The following is an 18941-nucleotide window of genomic DNA, read 5'->3' on the forward strand; positions in this document are numbered from 1 at the left end:
AACAGATAACGGTTACAAAATAGCCCGCAAAATTACGGCTTTTCAATGACTTTTGGGTTTTGGGGGTGAAATTGTTATTTTTGAGAAAAAAACGTTACAGGAATCATGGTCGCATTGGATGAATATGTACTCAAACTTCCCGACGAAATTCGGTGGGACGATGCCGCATTTTTGGCCTTTTGCCGTATGAACGACGAACTGACCATCGAACGGGATGCCGAAGGGAATATTATCATTATGTCACCAACGAATACACTTTCAGGTTTTTACGAGAATAAACTGTTATTTATTCTGGAATTGTGGAATCATACTTCCAAATTAGGTTACACCTTCAGTTCCTCCGCAGGATTTACCTTTGCCGACGGCTCTATGCGTGCGCCCGATGCTTCGTTTATTTTGAAATCCCGTTTTGACGCCTTGCCCGAAAGTGAAAAGAACCAATTTGCGCACATTGCCCCGGATTTTGTAGCGGAACTTCGTTCCAAAACCGACAGTTTACAAAAGTTGCAACTCAAAATGAACTCCTATATCCAAAACGGCGTACGATTGGGATGGCTGATCGATCTGCACGGAAAAGAAGTATGGGTATATCGCCAAAACGGAACGATTGAACGCGTTGCTTTTTCAGTTGGAAAAGTAGTGGGAGAAGAGGTTTTGCCCGGTTTTGAATTGGATTTGAGTGTTTTTGAACAATGAAGTTGAAAAATAGAATATGAAAAATTCAGTCATCCAATCCTTTTAAAATACGATTTCTTCACCTTTTCTCTTACGCAAATTTCTAATTGTAAAGGTCCTAATTACCTTATTATAGGCATAACTGTTAAACATGATTATCGGCATTATTCCCGCTCGCTACGCTTCCACGCGTTTTCCGGGCAAACCTCTCATTGATATTGAAGGCAAAAGCATGATCCAACGCGTGTATGAACAGGCATCAAAGGCCAAATGCCTTTCAGAAGTCATTGTCGCTACCGACGATGAGCGCATTCTGGAACACGTACACTCCTTCGGCGGAAAGGCCGTAATGACCCATCCCGATCATCCCAGTGGAACGGACAGGTGTTGGGAAGCTTATTTGAGTGTAAGGGGCAAAGGACAAAAGGCAAAAGGCAATTCTTCTCTATCCCATGTCACCATGCCCCCTGACTACATCATCAACATCCAAGGCGATGAGCCTTTTGTGGCTTCGGAGCAAATCGATGAATTGGGAGCAGTTTTGGATGGAAATGTGGAATTGGCCTCGCAGATGATTCCTGTCAGTGACCATGAAGTGCTGTTTGATATGGGTGAGGCAAAAGTGATTGTGAATCAAGCGTTTGAGGCCATTTATTTCAGCCGTCAAGTGTTGCCGTTTTTGAAAGGGGTTGACCCCAAAGAATGGCACAAACATCATACGTATTACCGTCAGGTGGGGATGTATGCGTACCGGTCCGATATTTTAGAGAAAATCACGCAATTGCCCGTTTCTGACTTGGAAAAAGCGGAGTCGTTGGAGCAATTACGTTGGTTACAAAACGGTTACAAAATCAAAATGGCGCTGACTTCTTACGAAAGTCACTGTATTGATACGCCCGAAGATGTGGAAAAAGTACTGCGACTGATGAAAATGTAGCCCATGTCAAGACACAAGTTCGGCCACCGAAAGGCAAAAATTGAGCATCCTATGACACCACCTCCTGCGAATTCTAAATTGGGTCTTTCACCCGGTACACTGGTGTACGTGGGGCCTGAAGTGGCAAAAGATACCACGCTCAAACTCGTTGAGTACAATGAAGATTATCACGAAGAACGCATTATAAAGAGCCTTCGTGACTGTCGCATTTCGGGTGATAAACCTTATATCAGTTGGTTGGATGTAGACGGCATTCACGAGCCGGCGGTGGTGGAAGCAGTAGGGCAGTTGCACAACATTCATCCGTTGCTGCTGGAAGACGTAATGAACACGAAGCAAAAACCCAAGATTGAGTTTTACAATGATAACTACGTGTTTGTGTCGCTCAAAATGCTGTATTGGCAGGATAAAGACGGAGAAATAGATGCCGAGCACGTGAGCTTTTTCTTGGGTAGCAATTATGTAATTTCTTTTCAGGAAAAACGTACCGGCGATATTTTCGGCCCTGTGCTTGACCGTATTAAAGCATCGGTAGGTAAAACCCGTCGAAATGGCGCCGATTATTTGCTGTTTTCGCTGATTGATCTGATCGTGGATAATTATCTGGATATTCTTGAAAAAATGAGCGAACGATTGGAAGAGTTGGAAGGGCTTATTTTGGCCGGAAAACACAAAGATCCGATTACGCAGTTGTACAGTTTTAAACGTCAACTTACGCTCATGCGAAAATACGTCTGGCCGTTGCGCGATATGTTGAGTCAAGGCCTGCGCGAGAATTCCAAACTCATCAGTAAAAGTACTTTCCCCTACTTCCGCGACGTTCACGACCACGTCACGAATGTGATTGATTCCATTGATTCCAACCGAGAACTGTTAACGGGATTAATTGATATTCACTATTCTACGCTTAGTTCACGCATGAACAGTGTCATGAAAACCCTTACCATTTACTCCGCCGTCTTTATGCCTTTGACGTTCATTGCGGGAATTTACGGCATGAATTTCGATAATATGCCCGAACTGCGCCAACCCAATGGCTATTTTTATACCTTGGGCGGCATGGCTGTGTTGACGATAGGACTGCTGATCTATTTTCGGCGGCGACAGTGGCTGTAAGTACAGACAGTGTTGTGGGAGATAACTCTCACAACGGTATAAAACGGCGTAAATTCTAGTTCAAATTTAAACCTACCGTCAGCCCCAACCACGGTTTTTGCCGGTAAATCCAAATAAGGTTGTTACGGTCGGCAAGATTCTCAAAACCCAACGCCAAACCTACCGTCAGGGCTTTATAACCTACAATGCCCGCCAGCCCGTAATTGTACCCTAATGCTTCGTATTCGTAGGTGATTTTTCCGTTGGTATAAAAATCATTTAATACCGTAGGGTTAAAACTCAGAAAACCTCCGCCGCCAAAACTGAATGAACGTAACTCGGTTCGGCGGTAGTTATGAAAATACGTTTTGCGGTATTGACCGATGTCGTGACGAACCCCAAAATAAATGCCCAAATTAGTATTGGTAACCAACTGTCCGGGAACAGATTGTTGCGAAAAACGATATTTGAAAGGAATAGTAAACAGATCAATATCAAACGATGTAAATTGGTACGTGAACCAGGGAGTAATCCTCTCAAAGGCGGATTTGGAGGAATTGTCCGGATACGTAAAAAATACAGTACTTGAATCAGATCGGTCGAGGGTATTTTTGCGGCCATCGGCCGGAGGGAGCTTACTGCCGGAAAATTCTACAAATAAAGTATCATTGCGTTCGTATAATACGCCCGGTACATTGGCAGTCAACTGTTTGGTCTGCAATTGGTTGCTTGCATTTGTTGAATAGACAGGTTGATTTTTTCTGATAATATACGTGCGATCAAGGCTCAGAATACTTGACCGTTGACGAATATGCGAGCAGCCCGCAAGCAGGATACTCAAAAGCAGTAAATAACCTTTTCCCGCCATTCCCTTTTTATGATATATTTCCGTAAAAATAATCCTTTGGTTGATTATTCCATTTTATCCTTTTCGTACCGTATGACCCGCAGGTAGCGCCAAGTGCGTTTGGTAGTTGAAACGCCGAAAATACAGCCATCCCCCCCGCCTTTTTATCAAAGCCGCCACCCGTACATTCTCACTTTTGCAGGTTGATTTCTGTCCTTACTTTTGGTCTGTCGCTCACAATTAATTATCTCAAGACCAAATGAATCAGGACTTCTTTTATAAAAATCTATTCTTTGGAGGCTTCTATGGCGTTGTGTTTTTTCTGATCTATTTATTTGGCCGGAAGGCTGCGCCTAAGTTGGCAATCTGGCTGCCCGTCGCCTGTTGGGCAGGATTAATGCTTATCATGCTCACCCTCAGTGGCACAAACTCCTTTGCATTGCTTATACCCGTCATGATTATTTTGCTGTTTGTATTCAGAAAACGGATCGACGAACAATTTCAGCCGTTTTTTCAGGAAAATAGGATTTACAAAAGCAACCACATACCCGAAAGTGTTTTAAAACTTTTGGGGGAACGAAATTGGTCGTGCGCTCAGGGAACGCTGACGCTCCAAACCGGCGAATCCCTGAATTATTATTGGTGGCAGGGATGGACTACCTCTACCGTTCACACGGGCAAAAGCACAGTTACTTCATCCAATCATTATTTGGCGGTTTCGTTCGGACCGAGTGATGTGACCGAGGAGTTTAAAAAATTGGCAAAAGCAGCGATGGATACGTCACATTTTACCTTCAAACAGCGATTCAAACGCTTTTTTGTTTTAGATACCGATACGCCTTACTTAGCAACCGAGGCTGCCGATGGCAGTTTTGTAATTGCCTGGAATACCCATCAGGATATAGAACATTATACCAAACGCCTTCATTGGCTAAAACAAAACGTAACCTTTACCCCACAAAGAGCCCTATGGACGACGAGGTATTCAAATTAGCATTATACATCCTTGTACCGGCGGCTTTAGCGGTCAGTGGCTATGGAATGTGGCAAAGCCGCGTCAAATTGCGGCAAATGAAGGAACTGCCTTCGGTGATGCAGGCGGCCGGTTTGCAATTATTTGCCAACCAAAAAATGCATGAATCGTTTCAGTTTTTGCCGAATTTCAAACAACCGGAAGACATCAAACAAACGCGATGTGTGGCCAAGGGACGTATAAACGATACCGATATTGTGACGTTTATCTACGATGAAAAACGAAGCAAAACCACTCACCCCATTCTTGTGTTGATCGCAGCTCTGCCTCAGCCTGTACCGCAATTGGGCATCTATACCCGCAGCACTATTTTTGGCCCGATCACTCCCTCAGGGCAGCAGGTTTTTGAAACTAAAAATGCGGAACTTGATAAAGCTTTTAGAATAACGGCCGCTTCCAAAGCCGATTTTGATAGGCTAGTGACGCCCGAATTGCAAAAGTATTTGCTTCAAAATCAGGATATTGCTCATATTGAAATTGCAGAAAAGGCAGTAGCCTTATTCAATACCGACAGTCGTTTTTTTCAATTGGTAACGACCAACGGCATTCCTTCAAAATCCCAATTTGAGCGGCGATTGCGGCAAGTAAGTGAACTACAGAAAATAATCGAAAAACAGCCGGCGTGGGCCTTTTGACCTACGCAGTATACTGAAAATACGGTGACCAAAATACCGTAGACAGCCATGAAAACCCTTTTACAATTTGTTGTTATGATGTCTTTATCTCATTTTATGATCGGATGTTTTTCGGAAAATAAAGAACATTTTGCCGATGATACTCCGCTTAAAAAAATGGTTTGTGCATTGCCTTTTCCGAACGATTTGGTTTATCAATCTACGCCTGATACAAGCGTAATTATCGGTACCAAAAAGGTATCCCCTGCGCTGTTTGAGATCAGTGGATATGCGATGGCAACCGCACAAAAACGCTGGCAATTGCCTTTTATTGGAGAAGTTGTTGGCCAAACCGACACCCACGTTTTAGTGTATGAGGAAAAAACATCAACGGTGCATTTTATTACTCCTTCAAATGGGCAGATCACCCGTACTGTTTCTCCTGCTCCAAGTCCTTTGACGAGCAAAAACGGCATGGCGTTTGGGATGGCTTTTACCGATGAGCTGTATCTGACAACAAAAGCGCTGTATTCTCAAGTGACTGAAAATGATAAAACAGACGAATCATTCAACATCGGTATCACGGCAAAAACATGGGAGAATAATGAGCAAAAATGGTTTTTGCCACCCGTCAAACAGATCGTAAGTATTGAATATCAACCCGTAATAGTTGGAGATAAAGTGCTGATCATTAATCCGGAAGTAAGGATCAGCGAAGGGCATTCGTATCAGATCGTGTCGCTTTTAACGGGCAAAGAACTGTATCGCGGCACGACCGACGGGACTTATTATTGGTTGGACAATGCCTGTTTTATCGAACGCACGCAAACTTTTGTCCGACGGATTGATCCTTTTACCCAAAAAGAAGTTTGGCGCATGGACGGTGATTTTACCAATGCACATGTTTCAAGTATCGGCAATCAACTGAGCATTGCTACACCCTCGCCTGACAAAAAACGAACTGCCCGACTCATAAATTTAACTGCCGGCACTTTACTTCATCAATGTATTCTGCCCGATTTGGACGGAACACGTTTGGAGGCAGGGTATGTTGCCAAGGATGGTCAACTTTTACTTCATTTCAGAAAACAAAGTTTTGAATTGCCCGGCACCAACGAATACGATTATTGGGTAAACTACGATTTACAAACACAGGAAGCGCTTTGGCATTCCGATTTTCACAGCGAATCTATCAGCAGCCTGATGCCTTTTGCGGCTGATAAAATCGAAGTAAAAAAATGATGCTCTTTGACGATTTTTGTGGATTTATTCAACCATATAACGCATATAGGTAAATAGTAAGATGTCGTTTATCCGTCATTTAAGACTTAGATGGCCTTATATTTCTTATAGGGTTGAATAAACTGCACAACCAAAGCTTCCGGATGATTGCCGGTGAAAACAATGTAATATCAGTCAGTTGATTAAATTAAAAATTGAGTTAAATAAAATGCTTAAAACTATCGGTGTTGCCCTAGTGGTTTTTGTCTTTTTGGGCTATTTTTTTGTGCAATGGGCCAACAAACCCGAAAATGTTGATGCCCTTTTAAAAGCTCGGGAAGAAGAAAAAAAACAGGCCGTTAAGGACAGTATAAAAGCAGAAGCCGATAAAAAACAACATCATTTGGAGGAGGTAATTGCCGCTCAAAAAGAAGCCGAAATACAACACAAAACCGCCGCCGATCTGAAATTAGTGATTGACGAAACCTTCAAAAACAACCGACTTGATTACCTTCAACCTGCTGAGAATTCACTGGCAACAACGAAAGATAATAGGCTGGTTTTTGCGGCAACCGCTTACAAAAAAAACTCCGTTGATTACATTTTGGCTTTGACCAAAAACGATTACGACAATTTTGTGGCAGAATTGGACATGGAATTATGGGGTGATGAACTCAGTGTAGGAGTTGTGTTCAATTACGCAGAAGGACAGGAAAAGACCATATTTGGTAAAATAGATACGTGGAAAGCCGACCGTTTGAGCAGCAGCTTACAAGGGGTACGATTGTCGGTCAATGATGAAGAAGACCGCGAGCGCCTGACAACGCTGAAAGAGGAACTTACTTTCAAAAGCATTCAAAAGCAAAAAGTACGCTTAGAGAAAAAAGGTAAACACTTGAAAGTGAGCGTAAATGGGCAAGTAAAGTTTGATAAGAAAATTGAAAAATATTCGAATTCGAAGGGGAAGATGGGAATTTACGCTGCCGTGAGCAACAGCGGAAATTGGAACAAAAGCGTTATTGGCCATGTAAAAAGCTTCAAAGTTTGGACTTGGTAAAAGTCCAAAAAATTCAGTTCGTACACGTTTTAAGGGCTTGAACAGTAGGTTGATTCTCGTTACCGGTCGGGTTGCGAGCAACCCGACACACACGATGTGCAGAGGGTTGCTCACAACCCGACCGGCCAAGTAAAAGGTTTCTTATTAAACCCGAAACGTTTTACTCGACCGCCTAGCTGTTGGTTGAAAATCGACAAAAAATCTCACATGTACTTGAAAAATGGGTTCCTGCCGAATAAAGCCACCGACGCGGGAACCTTACTTTTGTTTGCACCATTATAAAAACATGAAAGATATTAAGTTAGTGGCCACGGATATGGACGGCACACTGTTGAATTCAAAAGGCGAACTGAGCGAAGCATTTTATCCCGTTCTGGAAACATTAAAAACCCGTGGTGTTCACTTTGCCGCTGCAAGCGGACGCCAATATTTCAACCTTGTAAAACGGTTTGAGGCAGTAAAAGACGATGTGATCTTTGTGGCTGAAAACGGGAGTTATGTCGTGTATCAAGATCAGGAATGGTACTTGCAGGCGCTCGAAAGCAACATTGCGGGAGAATTGATAAAAATTGCCCGGAATATTCCGAATGCGTATGCGATCTATTGCGGTAAGAAGAAAGCCTATGTTGAAAGCACTGAGCCTAAATTTTGGGAGCAGTTTACCAAGTATTTTGAACGCTACGAATTGGTGGAAGATCTATTGGAGGTAACCGATGATCCATGTCTGAAAGTCTCTATTTGTGATCTGGGCGGCTCGGCTGCAAACAGTTATCCGCATTTTAAAGCGTGGGAAACATCGATTCAAGTCAAAGTCTCGGGCGGTATTTGGTTGGATATGTCGCACAGATTAGCCAACAAAGGGCAAGCCCTGAATGTGATTCAACAACGGTTTGGAATCTCGCCGGAGCAAACGATGGCCTTTGGCGATTATCTCAATGACCTGGAAATGCTGCAACAGTCGTACTATTCATACGCAATGGAAAACGCCCACGTTGAGATTAAGAAAACGGCGCGATTTAGGACAAAGTCCAACGATGAGAATGGCGTGATGGAGATAGTACAACAGTGGCTTAAAGAGCCTGCGGAAAATAAAGATTGATCGTCGTTCCAATGTTCTTTTCGCTCGTTGCATCAATAAAACCGTTGTGGTTTTGCATGATTTTCTTGCAAATAGCGAGCCCGATCCCTGTGCCTTGGTACTGACTTGCGTTGTGTACCCGTTTAAAAACATCAAATATCTGAGAGGCATATTGATTATCGAAGCCTACGCCATTATCAATGAACGAGATCTTATGAAACGGGCGGTTGAGAAGTTGGTTATCTTCGGTGATAACTTTTTCGATGGTTGTTGTTCGGATCTGAATATGAGGTGCAAGATCTTTCTTGCTGAATTTGATTGAATTGCGAACCAAGTTGAGAAATAATTGCTGCAATAAAAAAGCAACCCCCAATACCTGAGGAAGCAAGTCGGAATCAATAACGGCTTTTTTCTCCTCCAATTCCACATGTAATTCCGTCGAAACTTCGTCAAGAACGGCGTTAAGGTCGGTTGGAACAAGGTTATTTTCAAGCTTGTTGACGTGGGTATAGGAAACCAGATCATGAATAAGGGTTTGCATTCGAACTGCCGCGTCGTTCATGCGTTGCACGGACTGAATGACCATCGGAGTATGCGTATGATTTTCATCTTCCAAAATGCGTGAAGCAAACGTCTGTATCTTGCGCAACGGTTCTTTCAGATCGTGCGTGCTTATCCAGTTGATATTTTCGAGTTCTGCAACTACACTGCGCAATTTTTCGCTCAATTGGACCAACTTTTGTTTTTCTTCCGCCAATTGCCCAAAATGGATCTGTTTTTGCAATGCGTACGAAACCGTAGAGGCCGCCGTTACTTCGGGCTTTTCCCAAGGTCGGCTCTCAAATTTTTTGATCTGTTGCCACAAAGCAAACGATTTACGCGGCGACAATCCATTGGGATTGTGTTCAATAGATTTTTCAGGTTCGCCCGCCCAATTCACTTCCAGAGGCGATTCGGGGCGAAACCATAAAATACAGTCTTGGGTATGCTGCCCGAAAGGATGATAAATGATTCCTGCCGCTTTATCCGTAAAATGCTCGGAAGCAGGATAGAGGTCAATGAGCCGGTTTGTGTGCAGGGGAACCTGTAAGTTATCGGCACTCAATGCCTCGATCAATCCTCTTATTTCACCGTCGGTAGGAGTAACCCCCGCCAAATAAAGCACATCTGCGTGCAGAATGGCAAATCCTGTGGCATTGACCACTTTCAGGATGTGCTCTTCAGAAAGAAGATTTTGCAGAAAATTGTGTTGTTCAGAATTGGTTAATGAAAGAATAACTTCTAAAATGTGTTCAATGCTTTTTGCCAACGCATACTCTTCCGCTTGCTGCCGGACGTTGATCTGAGACGTCAGAAAATGTCCCTGCATCAATGCCGAAAACCGTGTATAATGAGGAAGGTTTTTTGGGCTGTAATGATGGCAGGAAATAAGTCCCCACAATCGTCCGTTGTTGATGAGCGATATGGTCAATGTAGCGCCCACACCCATGTTTTTCAGGTACTCGATATGAATAGGGGACACACTTCTCAAAACCGACAAACTAAGGTCCAGATCGCGGTGCGTGCGATTTTCAACCGTACAAATCGGAACGGGCGTATAATACACATCGGCGATCATCCGCATGAGATTCCGCAGGTATAACTCTCTGGCCTGCGCCGGAATATCCGTATGGGGATAATGAAGCCCCAAAAACGGCTCCAGATCATCGCGCTTACTTTCGGCAATGACCTCTCCGTTATAATGTTCATCAAACTTATAGATCATCACTCGGTCGTAGCCCGTAATGGCGCGGGTTTCGGTGGCGATCAACTGTGAAAGTGCCTGAAGCGAAGCGGCTTCCTGCAAATAGTTTACAAAATTTCGAGTTTGTACGTACAGATCGGGCAATAACATTTGACCGTCCGGGAAAGGTTCTGCTTCAAACAGGAAGAGATTACCCGTTGGTTGGAGCGTACAATTATATTTTACGTTCTGAAAATCCAGAATAAAAGGAAGTGGATTTTGCGGCGAAAAATCACGAAGATGAATTTTTAAACTCTCTTCCCGTTCATTCGAAAAAATGGCTCCAAAACGATTGGTAAGAATTTTTTCTACCGGAATACCGATAAATGCTGCACAGTTTTCACTGCAATAGACCACACGAAGCGTATCATCAAGTGCTAATAAAAATCCGTGGGGCTGAATGCTGCCCGGAACATGGATAGGCTCACTTTCGCAATCCTGCAGGTTAGCAACGTCGCGATTTACGATGGTATTAATAATCATTATAGGACACTTAATAGCTTATAAACGGGTGTCAAAAAATGCTTGCATAGCTAAAAACTGACCTGAGGCACCTTTTAGTATATTTTCTGATTCGTTTCCGTCGATGGCCAACGCAGAAAGTTTATCGATAAAACTTTTCCACATTGAACCTGTTTTGGGGCCGTAACCAAAGAAATACTTCCCGCCTTTCTCGGGCGTAAAACCCAAAATAGGTTGTAATTGTTTATAAATTACCGTGCCACCCAGCGTTGATCCTTCCAATACGTACATTTTACCCATCAAATACCCAATAGTAGTGTCAGATGGGGATGGATCGACAGACTGTTGAGGAATTTCTCCCGGCGAATTTCCCAAATCCCGAAGGTCCTGCTCCAACCAACCCGTCTTGCGGCGTTGATCGATATCATCAACAAAAGACGCCAATTGCGGAAAAACGCTTTTCTCAAAATGAGAAACAACTTCATGCATGATCTGAAGATAGCGTATGTAATCACCCTGACTTACCTGCGGATGGAGGAGTGATGTTGAGATAGGGTGCTGTTCAAGGCCGGTATGCAGTGGTTGAGTATGGGTACGGAGCCTTTTTAGAAAATCATTTTTTTCACTCTGAAAGTCCTTAATGGGCATTTCTTGCATTCAATACAAAATTTTAATTGGCTTTAATGACGAAGTTATGTGTCGCATTCATTCCCCAATTCAGGCTTAAGCATTGTTTTAGGATAGCTTTCAGGGAATTGAAATTACTTGGCTTGGTAATAAATGCATCGGCTCCCAGAGAACGTGCATTTTCAATAACTGCCTTTTCTGCCGAAGTGGTTAAAATTAAAACAGGAAGTTGTTTAAACGAGAGGTTCGATTTGATCTCTTTCAGAACCTGATAGCCGTTTTTGCGCGGCATGTTCAAGTCAACAAAAATAAGATTGGGCGTTGGAGGTGGATTCTCCAGAATATGGAGTAATTCATCACTGTCTTCCAAAGTCATTAACTCTGTATTGTTGCTTACCTCTGATAACGCTTCTTCGAAAAGGAGTCGATCATCAGCATCGTCATCAACATAAAAAATATTTACTTTTTCATTTTTCATACGTAAGCAAATATAACAACCCCTTTTTTAAAATCCTAACACCTCTTCTTTATTGATTCTTGATAAAGTCGGTTGAGTATGTCAATTATGCCTCAATGATTCGAAATAATGAAAAAATGTATTAATTATATAAAATCCGGTTCAAGTACAGTTGCTTGGCTTCTTTCAATTCACTGAAAATCTTATCTCGTTGGTTGGTGAGAGTGTCCATCAACGAAGGTTTTCGACGAAAGAGTTGCAAAGCTTGCCATACATGCGCAAGGCGAGTGGCAAGGCTCCAGTACCACAATACAAAAAAACCGCTAAAAGGAAGCGTAATCGCATAGCCAACGGTTAACCAAGGCTGTTGAAATAATTGCTGAAAGCCCCAAATATGAAGCCCATAAAAGAGAGGAAAAGTAATAACGCCGACCGTCATCATAAGCGGTGCCCGGTAGGTAATGTCAGACGAGATCAGTCGCGCAATTTTAGAAGGTAAAATATAAGGTATATAATTGATAATCAATCCAAATGCATAAATAGGCAACCCTAGGATCAGTCGTGCTAAAGTAGACCATAGATGACGGTTCAGGCGCTGCGTTTGAGCAAGGATCTCGTCGGAAAGGCTAAGTTTCTGTAGATTCTCTAAGTAGTTGGACATCTGCACCTGCAACGACCGAAACAATGCCGGGCGGTGCTGCTCAAAATACCTGACCGCCGCAACAATTTGCTTGATCAATTCAAACTCGTCTTTTTGGGCTTTATTGTCCAAAACCAGTTCTTCAAAGAGTTGGTTTTTATACAGTAACTCTATTTGTTTTACCAACGTATCTTCTTCTTCGTCTTCGGTGATGATAACGGTTTCGGCCAAACGCTGTTGAATCAGATCGGTTAGTTCTTCGGCCGTTTCGAACGAAGCTGAATGGTACTTTTCCTTGAAATCAGCTACTGCAATCGGCTCGCCTATATTGACAAAGACGTCACTTCTAAAACGCGTTGGATCACTATAATTGAGACCAATTGGTAAAATTTGGAGACCTAAATGAAAGTTATTTTCATACTCTGCGCCCAATGCAATGCGCGCCGTCCCCGTTTTCAGTTCGCGCAAACGGCGTTCAATTTCGCTCGTTCCTTCCGGGAAAATAAGGATAGTTCCCTTGGATTCCAGGTAATCATAACACCGCTGAAACGTCATTTTATTAAGCTCGGCCGGGGAAAGCGGCACGTCGGAAGTATCTTTTTTTCGGTAAACGGGAATAACGTGCAGGTACTTAAAAATAGGGCGTGTAAAACGACTGAAAATACTGCCGTTGGCAATAAAAGCCACGCGTTGCCGTACGAGCGTAGCCACAATGAGCGGGTCCATGAACGTATTGGGATGGTTCACCGCCAGAATCAGCGGGCCTTTGGCCTTGCGCAGTTTTTCAAGGCCGTGGACCTGAAAGCGTCGAAAAAAAATGCGAAGGCTAACCTTCAAAATAAATTTGAGAAAAGAGTAGAGGAGCATAGCTATAACGAACTTCCCGAAAGTTCACAACTTTCAGGAAGTTTACCAAACTCGCTTATTTTTAGGTTGTTTCCTGACTGAAAAATGGTGTAACGAACTTTCCGAAACGAGGCCGCCCGGCGGTTCGCAGCTTTCGAGAGGCTTACCAATTGGGAATTTTCGTTTTACTTTGTAAAAACTCCTTATTTTATGGTTGCATTACTTTCGCCCGAAACACTACATACAGCATCGAAGAATACTTCGAACTGGAGGCGCAATCATTGGAAAAACTGGAATATTACGACGGTAAAATCACTAAAATATCCGGCGTCTCTTACGTACATAATCGCATCGCTACCAATGTATTGACTGCATTGAATATTGCCTTGATAGAAACCATGTTTGAAGTCAGCAACAGCGATACTAAGATTCATATTCCATCCATTGAAAGCTTTGTATATCCCGATGCGGTAGTGATTTGTGAAAAACCCTTGTTTTACCAAAATAGGGTAGATACGATTCTTAATCCTTTGTTGGTTGTTGAAGTTCTTTCACCTTCTACAGAAGAATATGACCGTGGCGAAAAGTTTTATTTATATCGCTCACTGGCCTCTTTTAAAGAATACGTAGTGGTGCATCAAAAACATGCCTTGGTGTCTGCCTTTTTTCGATTGAATGAAAAAGATTGGCGTACAGATGATGTAGCTGATCTAACGGAAACAGTTCATTTACAGTCAATTGATGTAAAATTGAAACTCTCGAACATTTATCGGGGTATTGATTTATCTGCACGATAATTTAAACCTTTAACTTTTAATTCCGTCCCAAAGCACGCTGAAGGTGAGTTCCCATTCGGCAGGGGTAACCGATTTTTTAGTATAAACGGAAACTTTTGCCACTTCATTGAGCATACCGCAGACCAACATAACCAACCACTCGGGATCAGCTTCTTTGATGAGGCTTTGGCGCTGTCCTTCAACGATCAAATGATAAATGGGTTGTAGTTGTACTTCTTCCGGACGGTTTGAACCATTCTCCTGAAAATAAGGAGAACGAAAATATTGCTCCAAAAAAGCGCTGTGTTCCGGATTGTTTATGTTGTCGTCCAAATAGTTACGAGCCAGTTTCTTGATCTTGATTTTAAGCGGATCATTTTCTGCTATTTGCTGCGTCGAATTATTCGTACCGACGTGCGTAAGGTAGAAATATAATTCACGAATGAGGTGATTTTTATCTTCAAAGTAAATATAAACCGTTCCTGTAGCTACACCTGCTTCCTTGGCCAGATCAGACATTTTGAGCCCCGCCAATCCTATTCTCGCAATCATTTTGAGAGCGGTTTGTAAGATCAGTTGAACTTTTGTTTCATCTTTTGTTCTCATTTTCTTCCTTGGTTAGATCAACGCAGGCTTGATGTTGAATTATTGCCCGTTTTTAACCAATTCATACACCTTTTCAATATCCAGGTCTTTTGTATTAACTACATCCTGAAAAGTATAGGCTACGGGAATGTCGGGCATTACGCCGCGCCCTTTGTCGTGACCGGGTACATGCAACACGATCTTGAACATTGGAATTCGAACCTTGGCTTTTGTATTGGGCAAGGTAACATACGGCGAAATAAACGCATTGCAACCGTGTTGCCCGCCGCCGGTCTCGCGGCCTATGGTGATAGCCCGTGGATTGTACTGCTGAATAATGGATGGAAAAATAGCCGCTGCCGAAAACGAACCACCGTTGGTCAGTAAATAAACTTTTCCTTTAAAACCGTATTTTTTAGCGGGTTTCAATACTTTAGCCGCTGATCTATTGCGAATCCTGTCCGGTGATATTTTTTTTGACCAGAATTTACGCGCCGCAAAACGCAGTATTTTTCCGCCATAATAACGATTGAACGAAGGTCTTCCCCGAACGGCGTCGATAGTATCGTAAACTACATAATTCGAATCTAATAAGTACGACATCAGATTGACGCTGGCGTCGGAGCGACCGCCACCGTTAGCACGCAGGTCAACAACCAAATGTTGAATATTTTTTTCTTTAATGGTTCGAAACGATTTTCGGTAAAACTTCCGATATCCGCGGTCGCTGAATGTGTTGATGTCCAAAATAGCCACGGTGCTGTCTTTTGCCGAAAGGGTCAGGCTACGCCGTTTGTCCACTTTTGGGGCTTTGAGGCGCGGTAGGGGAGTGGTGGTCGGTACGGTATTGGGTTTGGGCGCGCTGACGGGTTTTGGTGCATTCTTTTTGGACACTTTGGGGGGGGCGCTAAACGAAAGTTTCAGACTGCTTGATTTGCCTAAACTGTCTTTGACCGTTACCGTAAACGTGCTGTCGTTGCCGTACAAATACCGATAAAACGAGCCGAAATTGGTGCCGGCTACTGAGCTCTTGAATGTTTGGTTATAGCCATCCGAAGGGATCAGCTCCCACATTTCCTGCATTACCTGCGCAATGGGGCGACCATCAATGCGTGTAATTTCGTTGCCCACGAGAAGGGTTGAATCTTTCGTCCGATTTTGAATAATGCGAAGTTTATTTTCAACCCAAAAAACTGAAAGCGGAAACTCTTTGGGTTTGTTTTTCTTAATGTATTTAGTGTACTGTTTGGAAGGATATACATCCGTATGTCCGCAGCGAATGTAAGAAAACAGAGGGTTGACCGTCCGACGAAATTCACGTTCGGTCATGGCGTGCGTAAGTTGTTGCTCGGTCTTATTAAAAATCCACTGAATGGTATCAGGAGAAGTATACCGATAAATTCCCGGGTGCGATTCGAGCAGTGCCTGTCGCATGAGCGTAAAATCATCCTTGATTTGTTGCACAGAGTAGGTTTGTTTTGGGTCAAACGTAGAACTACAGGCGGTTAAAAGACAAAGGCAGATGCAAATTATAGGAAAAGAGAATCTCATTGGGCGGTATATTTCGTTTTGACCGGCTGAAAGAAACGAACTTGAGCGCGACAAAAGCTTAATTTTCACAAAAAAATACATAAATTGCTTTAAAACAAAAACGAATGATAAGCTGTTTTTTTAATAGTATAGTAAACGAAACGATTCCATCCACTTAATTTATATATACCATTATGGCACGCCCGAATCTTGATCTTATTGCGGCGCTTCGTCGTACGGCCCGGAAAATCGAAAAAGGCTCTCCTTATCAATGGGGCCACATGGGAAGTTGTAATTGCGGAAATCTGGCGCAGGAAATCACCCGATTGACCAAAGCCGAAATTCACGCCCATGCCTTGGCCAACGGGCGCGGTGATTGGAACGAACAACTCAACGATTATTGCCCCACAAGCGGCTTGCCGATGGACTTGCTCATTGGCGAAATGATGGAAGCCGGGCTTGATTCTGACGATCTGAAGCAGTTGGAGCGATTGTCAGACGTACGTATTCTGCATCGTTTGCCGCCTGAAAAACGCTATTTACGCCATAATTTCCGTGAAGATGTGGTGCTGTATATTAATGAATGGGCCAATTTGCTGGAAGAACAGCTTCTTGCTTCTATTCAACTTCCGCACTTTGAGTGGAAACAGGAAACGGTTACTTCTCAGTAGAGAAAGAATCATATTTGACGAATAAAAATAAGCGCCCACAGCAATGTAGGCGCTTATTTTTTTAGCGTTGCCGGCATGGTTTTTTAGTCATTACCAAGTACCACACCGATAATAACTTTAACATAAACATGAGGCAGAAATGGATTAAATGGGGCATAATTTTTGCAGCAATACCAGCGCTGCTTTTCATTGGAGTTGTAGTGGCCGAACGGTATTACTTACAGCCCCTATTGGCAAAAACGCTCAAAAAATCAGTTTCGGAAACATCCGACGGAATGTACCGAATTGAGTTTGAAAAACTTATGTATGAGCCGTTTGCGGGCAATGCACAACTTACGCACATCAAATTGATTCCTGATACACTGCTGTACCGGCAACGGATGGACAATATTTCTACCTCAAATTTTATTTACGGAACCTATATTGAAGAAATTCGACTCACAGACATTCAATTGTTTAAGTTGGTTGTACAACGAAAACTGGACATTGGCCTTATCAGAATCAACAAACCTACTGTTGAGATCACGCAACGTAAACAGGACGAAAAACCCAAGAAATCATCGGCTTCTCCTTATACAATGATCTCAAAATTTGTGAAGTCATTTAGAGTAAGAAAAATTGAGTTTGATCAAATGAAGTTCGCCTTTGCGGATGAAACCAAAAAACGCCCTGAACGGATCGTGCTCAATAAATTGAATATCAATATCACAGATTTTCTGATCGATTCACTTTCAGCGCGGGATACCACCCGCTTTTATTATTCTAAAAATACCGCATTTGAATTGCTGAATCTGGATTTTCCTTCGGTCAGCCCGCTGCACGATTTTCGGTTGGATACGATTTCGTTTTCATCAGAACAGCGACAAATACAAGTCAAAGGAATTCATTATATGCCTAAATTCAAAGGACTTCAGTTTACTACGCGCGCTGATGGCGACGACCGTATCGCTTTTACGTTTGGTGATATTACGGTAAACGAAGTGGATCTGAATGCCTTGGTTTTTGACAAGAAATTAGTGGCGCACCGAGCGCACATTCAACGCGGAGGCATTGATATTTTTGGAGATGGTACGTATCCTGCCGTTGCTTCCAAAGTGGGAAAATATCCCCAACAATTGTTTCGGAACTTGAATTTTAAAATGAAGTTGGACACGGTCCGCGTCGAAAATTTCCTGATTTCGTACTCAGAATATAACCCTGATACAGAAGGAAGAGGAGGCGTTAATTTCAAGTTGGTTAAAGGTGATCTTTTCAATGTAACCAATGACACGCTGCCGTTGGCAAAAAATCCAATTTGTGAGGCCCGCATCGAAAGTTTGTTTATGGGCGTGGCTCCACTCAGTACACATTTTACGTTCAATATTGCGTCTAAAAAAGGCGATTTTACCTGTGAAGGAAGTTTGGGAGCTATTGATCTAAAGCGCATTAATGAGGTTACAGAACCTTTGGCGTTGACCAAGATCGAATCGGGAAAAGTGAAAAGTTTTAAATTTATAATGAAAGGAGATGAATACGGAGTACGGGGAAGAGGCACCTTGATCTACCATGACCTAAAAACCGTTTTTCTGAAACAGGACGATGACGGAAACGTTAAAAAACGGAAATTAATAACGGGTTTGGCCGATGCCATTTTTATTCAGGACCATAATCCATGGCCGAACGAACCCACCAGAATAGGCGAAATTGAATACACCCGAGATCCTAAAAAATCGTATTTTGCTACGCTCTGGCGCAGTCTCCGGCAAGCCATTGCCAAATGTGTATTGAAGCGAAAAGGCTTGAAGAAGTTAAAAAAGATAGGCCGACATTGATCGGCCTATCTTTTTGTGAATTATTCTGATCTTAAGCGCTTTAGCATAGAAATATCATTCTTCGGTTAACGGTCGGTCGAGTCGCCGGTCGGGTTGTGAGCAACCCTCCACACGGGAAGTGTATTTTCTGTGCAGAGGGTTGCTCACAACCCGACCGGTAGATCAATATTTTCTTGTCAAACCCAATTTAAAGATC

At 42.9% G+C, this 18941-nt stretch carries 18 protein-coding genes; 11 read left to right on the forward strand and 7 right to left on the reverse strand.

The features are described 5' to 3' along the window. The first annotated feature begins 105 nt into the window (after window positions 1-105). From ACQY73_RS31040 to corA, 3 genes are all read left to right on the forward strand, one after another. Window positions 106-696, forward strand: a complete 591-nt coding sequence (locus ACQY73_RS31040; protein WP_428658059.1) for a Uma2 family endonuclease — start codon at window positions 106-108, stop codon at window positions 694-696. 130 nt (window positions 697-826) lie between these two features. Further along, window positions 827-1612, forward strand: a complete 786-nt coding sequence (gene kdsB, locus ACQY73_RS31045; protein ID WP_428658060.1) for a 3-deoxy-manno-octulosonate cytidylyltransferase — start codon at window positions 827-829, stop codon at window positions 1610-1612. Between the two features lie 51 nt (window positions 1613-1663). Beyond that, the gene (corA, locus tag ACQY73_RS31050; RefSeq protein ID WP_428658061.1) at window positions 1664-2728 is read left to right on the forward strand and encodes a magnesium/cobalt transporter CorA; all 1065 of its coding nucleotides are present in this window, start codon (window positions 1664-1666) and stop codon (window positions 2726-2728) included. A gap of 55 nt (window positions 2729-2783) precedes the next feature. Here the strand turns inward: corA and ACQY73_RS31055 are convergent, their stop codons facing one another. After that, window positions 2784-3575, reverse strand: coding sequence for a hypothetical protein (locus tag ACQY73_RS31055; RefSeq protein ID WP_428658062.1), 792 nt, complete (start codon window positions 3573-3575; stop codon window positions 2784-2786). Between the two features lie 238 nt (window positions 3576-3813). Here ACQY73_RS31055 and ACQY73_RS31060 point away from each other — a divergent pair, with 238 nt between their 5' ends. The 5 genes from ACQY73_RS31060 to ACQY73_RS31080 all read left to right on the forward strand — a co-directional run bounded on the left by ACQY73_RS31060 (window position 3814) and on the right by ACQY73_RS31080 (window position 8578). Further along, window positions 3814-4548, forward strand: coding sequence for a hypothetical protein (locus ACQY73_RS31060; RefSeq protein ID WP_428658063.1), 735 nt, complete (start codon window positions 3814-3816; stop codon window positions 4546-4548). Then, window positions 4524-5222 (forward strand): hypothetical protein, encoded by a 699-nt coding sequence (locus tag ACQY73_RS31065; protein WP_428658064.1) that lies wholly within the window; start codon window positions 4524-4526, stop codon window positions 5220-5222. The genes ACQY73_RS31060 and ACQY73_RS31065 overlap by 25 nt, the downstream gene beginning before the upstream one ends. A 48-nt stretch (window positions 5223-5270) precedes the next feature. Next, window positions 5271-6443, forward strand: a complete 1173-nt coding sequence (locus ACQY73_RS31070) for a hypothetical protein (RefSeq protein ID WP_428658065.1) — start codon at window positions 5271-5273, stop codon at window positions 6441-6443. Between the two features lie 208 nt (window positions 6444-6651). Beyond that, window positions 6652-7479 carry a hypothetical protein gene (locus tag ACQY73_RS31075; protein WP_428658066.1) on the forward strand — a complete coding sequence of 276 codons (828 nt, stop codon included), beginning with the start codon at window positions 6652-6654 and terminating at the stop codon, window positions 7477-7479. A gap of 286 nt (window positions 7480-7765) precedes the next feature. Further along, window positions 7766-8578 (forward strand): Cof-type HAD-IIB family hydrolase, encoded by an 813-nt coding sequence (locus ACQY73_RS31080; protein ID WP_428658067.1) that lies wholly within the window; start codon window positions 7766-7768, stop codon window positions 8576-8578. Here the strand turns inward: ACQY73_RS31080 and ACQY73_RS31085 are convergent. The 4 genes from ACQY73_RS31085 to ACQY73_RS31100 form a co-directional block, all read right to left on the reverse strand. Further along, window positions 8550-10823 carry an ATP-binding protein gene (locus tag ACQY73_RS31085; protein ID WP_428658068.1) on the reverse strand — a complete coding sequence of 758 codons (2274 nt, stop codon included), beginning with the start codon at window positions 10821-10823 and terminating at the stop codon, window positions 8550-8552. The genes ACQY73_RS31080 and ACQY73_RS31085 overlap by 29 nt on opposite strands. Window positions 10824-10841: 18 nt before the next feature. Beyond that, the gene (locus tag ACQY73_RS31090; RefSeq protein ID WP_428658069.1) at window positions 10842-11459 is read right to left on the reverse strand and encodes a biliverdin-producing heme oxygenase; all 618 of its coding nucleotides are present in this window, start codon (window positions 11457-11459) and stop codon (window positions 10842-10844) included. Between the two features lie 13 nt (window positions 11460-11472). Further along, entirely contained in the window at window positions 11473-11907 is a 435-nt protein-coding gene (locus ACQY73_RS31095) for a response regulator (protein WP_428658070.1), read from the reverse strand. A gap of 121 nt (window positions 11908-12028) precedes the next feature. Then, entirely contained in the window at window positions 12029-13393 is a 1365-nt protein-coding gene (locus ACQY73_RS31100; RefSeq protein ID WP_428658071.1) for a lysophospholipid acyltransferase family protein, read from the reverse strand. A gap of 149 nt (window positions 13394-13542) precedes the next feature. Between ACQY73_RS31100 and ACQY73_RS31105 the strand changes: the two genes are divergently transcribed. Continuing rightward, window positions 13543-14169: a Uma2 family endonuclease gene (locus ACQY73_RS31105; protein ID WP_428658072.1), complete on the forward strand. Its 627-nt coding sequence runs from the start codon at window positions 13543-13545 to the stop codon at window positions 14167-14169. Between the two features lie 9 nt (window positions 14170-14178). On the opposite strand, the gene ACQY73_RS31110 is transcribed toward ACQY73_RS31105, so the two are convergent. Together ACQY73_RS31110 and ACQY73_RS31115 are read right to left on the reverse strand one after the other, a co-directional pair. Further along, a complete protein-coding gene (locus ACQY73_RS31110; RefSeq protein ID WP_428658073.1) occupies window positions 14179-14754 on the reverse strand; it encodes a TetR/AcrR family transcriptional regulator in 576 nt (191 codons plus the stop codon). 39 nt (window positions 14755-14793) lie between these two features. After that, on the reverse strand, window positions 14794-16197 hold the full coding sequence (locus ACQY73_RS31115; protein WP_428658074.1) for a S41 family peptidase: 1404 nt from the start codon (window positions 16195-16197) through the stop codon (window positions 14794-14796). Window positions 16198-16457: 260 nt separating this feature from the next. Here ACQY73_RS31115 and ACQY73_RS31120 point away from each other — a divergent pair, with 260 nt between their 5' ends. Further along, window positions 16458-16934: a hypothetical protein gene (locus ACQY73_RS31120; RefSeq protein ID WP_428658075.1), complete on the forward strand. Its 477-nt coding sequence runs from the start codon at window positions 16458-16460 to the stop codon at window positions 16932-16934. A gap of 128 nt (window positions 16935-17062) precedes the next feature. Further along, window positions 17063-18745: a hypothetical protein gene (locus ACQY73_RS31125; RefSeq protein ID WP_428658076.1), complete on the forward strand. Its 1683-nt coding sequence runs from the start codon at window positions 17063-17065 to the stop codon at window positions 18743-18745. The last annotated feature ends 196 nt before the right edge of the window (window positions 18746-18941 follow it).

This window comes from Runella sp., from assembly GCF_965279615.1.
GTDB lineage: Bacteria > Bacteroidota > Bacteroidia > Cytophagales > Spirosomataceae > Runella.

Excerpts from the sequence above, each read along its gene's own strand:
- ACQY73_RS31040 (WP_428658059.1), top strand. The coding sequence starts at position 106 with ATGGTCGCATTGGATGAATATGTACTCAAACTTCCCGACGAAATTCGG.
- kdsB (WP_428658060.1), top strand. The coding sequence starts at position 827 with ATGATTATCGGCATTATTCCCGCTCGCTACGCTTCCACGCGTTTTCCG.
- corA (WP_428658061.1), top strand. The coding sequence starts at position 1,664 with ATGACACCACCTCCTGCGAATTCTAAATTGGGTCTTTCACCCGGTACA.
- ACQY73_RS31055 (WP_428658062.1), bottom strand. The coding sequence starts at position 3,575 with ATGGCGGGAAAAGGTTATTTACTGCTTTTGAGTATCCTGCTTGCGGGC.
- ACQY73_RS31060 (WP_428658063.1), top strand. The coding sequence starts at position 3,814 with ATGAATCAGGACTTCTTTTATAAAAATCTATTCTTTGGAGGCTTCTAT.
- ACQY73_RS31065 (WP_428658064.1), top strand. The coding sequence starts at position 4,524 with ATGGACGACGAGGTATTCAAATTAGCATTATACATCCTTGTACCGGCG.
- ACQY73_RS31070 (WP_428658065.1), top strand. The coding sequence starts at position 5,271 with ATGAAAACCCTTTTACAATTTGTTGTTATGATGTCTTTATCTCATTTT.
- ACQY73_RS31075 (WP_428658066.1), top strand. The coding sequence starts at position 6,652 with ATGCTTAAAACTATCGGTGTTGCCCTAGTGGTTTTTGTCTTTTTGGGC.
- ACQY73_RS31080 (WP_428658067.1), top strand. The coding sequence starts at position 7,766 with ATGAAAGATATTAAGTTAGTGGCCACGGATATGGACGGCACACTGTTG.
- ACQY73_RS31085 (WP_428658068.1), bottom strand. The coding sequence starts at position 10,823 with ATGATTATTAATACCATCGTAAATCGCGACGTTGCTAACCTGCAGGAT.
- ACQY73_RS31090 (WP_428658069.1), bottom strand. The coding sequence starts at position 11,459 with ATGCAAGAAATGCCCATTAAGGACTTTCAGAGTGAAAAAAATGATTTT.
- ACQY73_RS31095 (WP_428658070.1), bottom strand. The coding sequence starts at position 11,907 with ATGAAAAATGAAAAAGTAAATATTTTTTATGTTGATGACGATGCTGAT.
- ACQY73_RS31100 (WP_428658071.1), bottom strand. The coding sequence starts at position 13,393 with ATGCTCCTCTACTCTTTTCTCAAATTTATTTTGAAGGTTAGCCTTCGC.
- ACQY73_RS31110 (WP_428658073.1), bottom strand. The coding sequence starts at position 14,754 with ATGAGAACAAAAGATGAAACAAAAGTTCAACTGATCTTACAAACCGCT.
- ACQY73_RS31120 (WP_428658075.1), top strand. The coding sequence starts at position 16,458 with ATGGCACGCCCGAATCTTGATCTTATTGCGGCGCTTCGTCGTACGGCC.
- ACQY73_RS31125 (WP_428658076.1), top strand. The coding sequence starts at position 17,063 with ATGAGGCAGAAATGGATTAAATGGGGCATAATTTTTGCAGCAATACCA.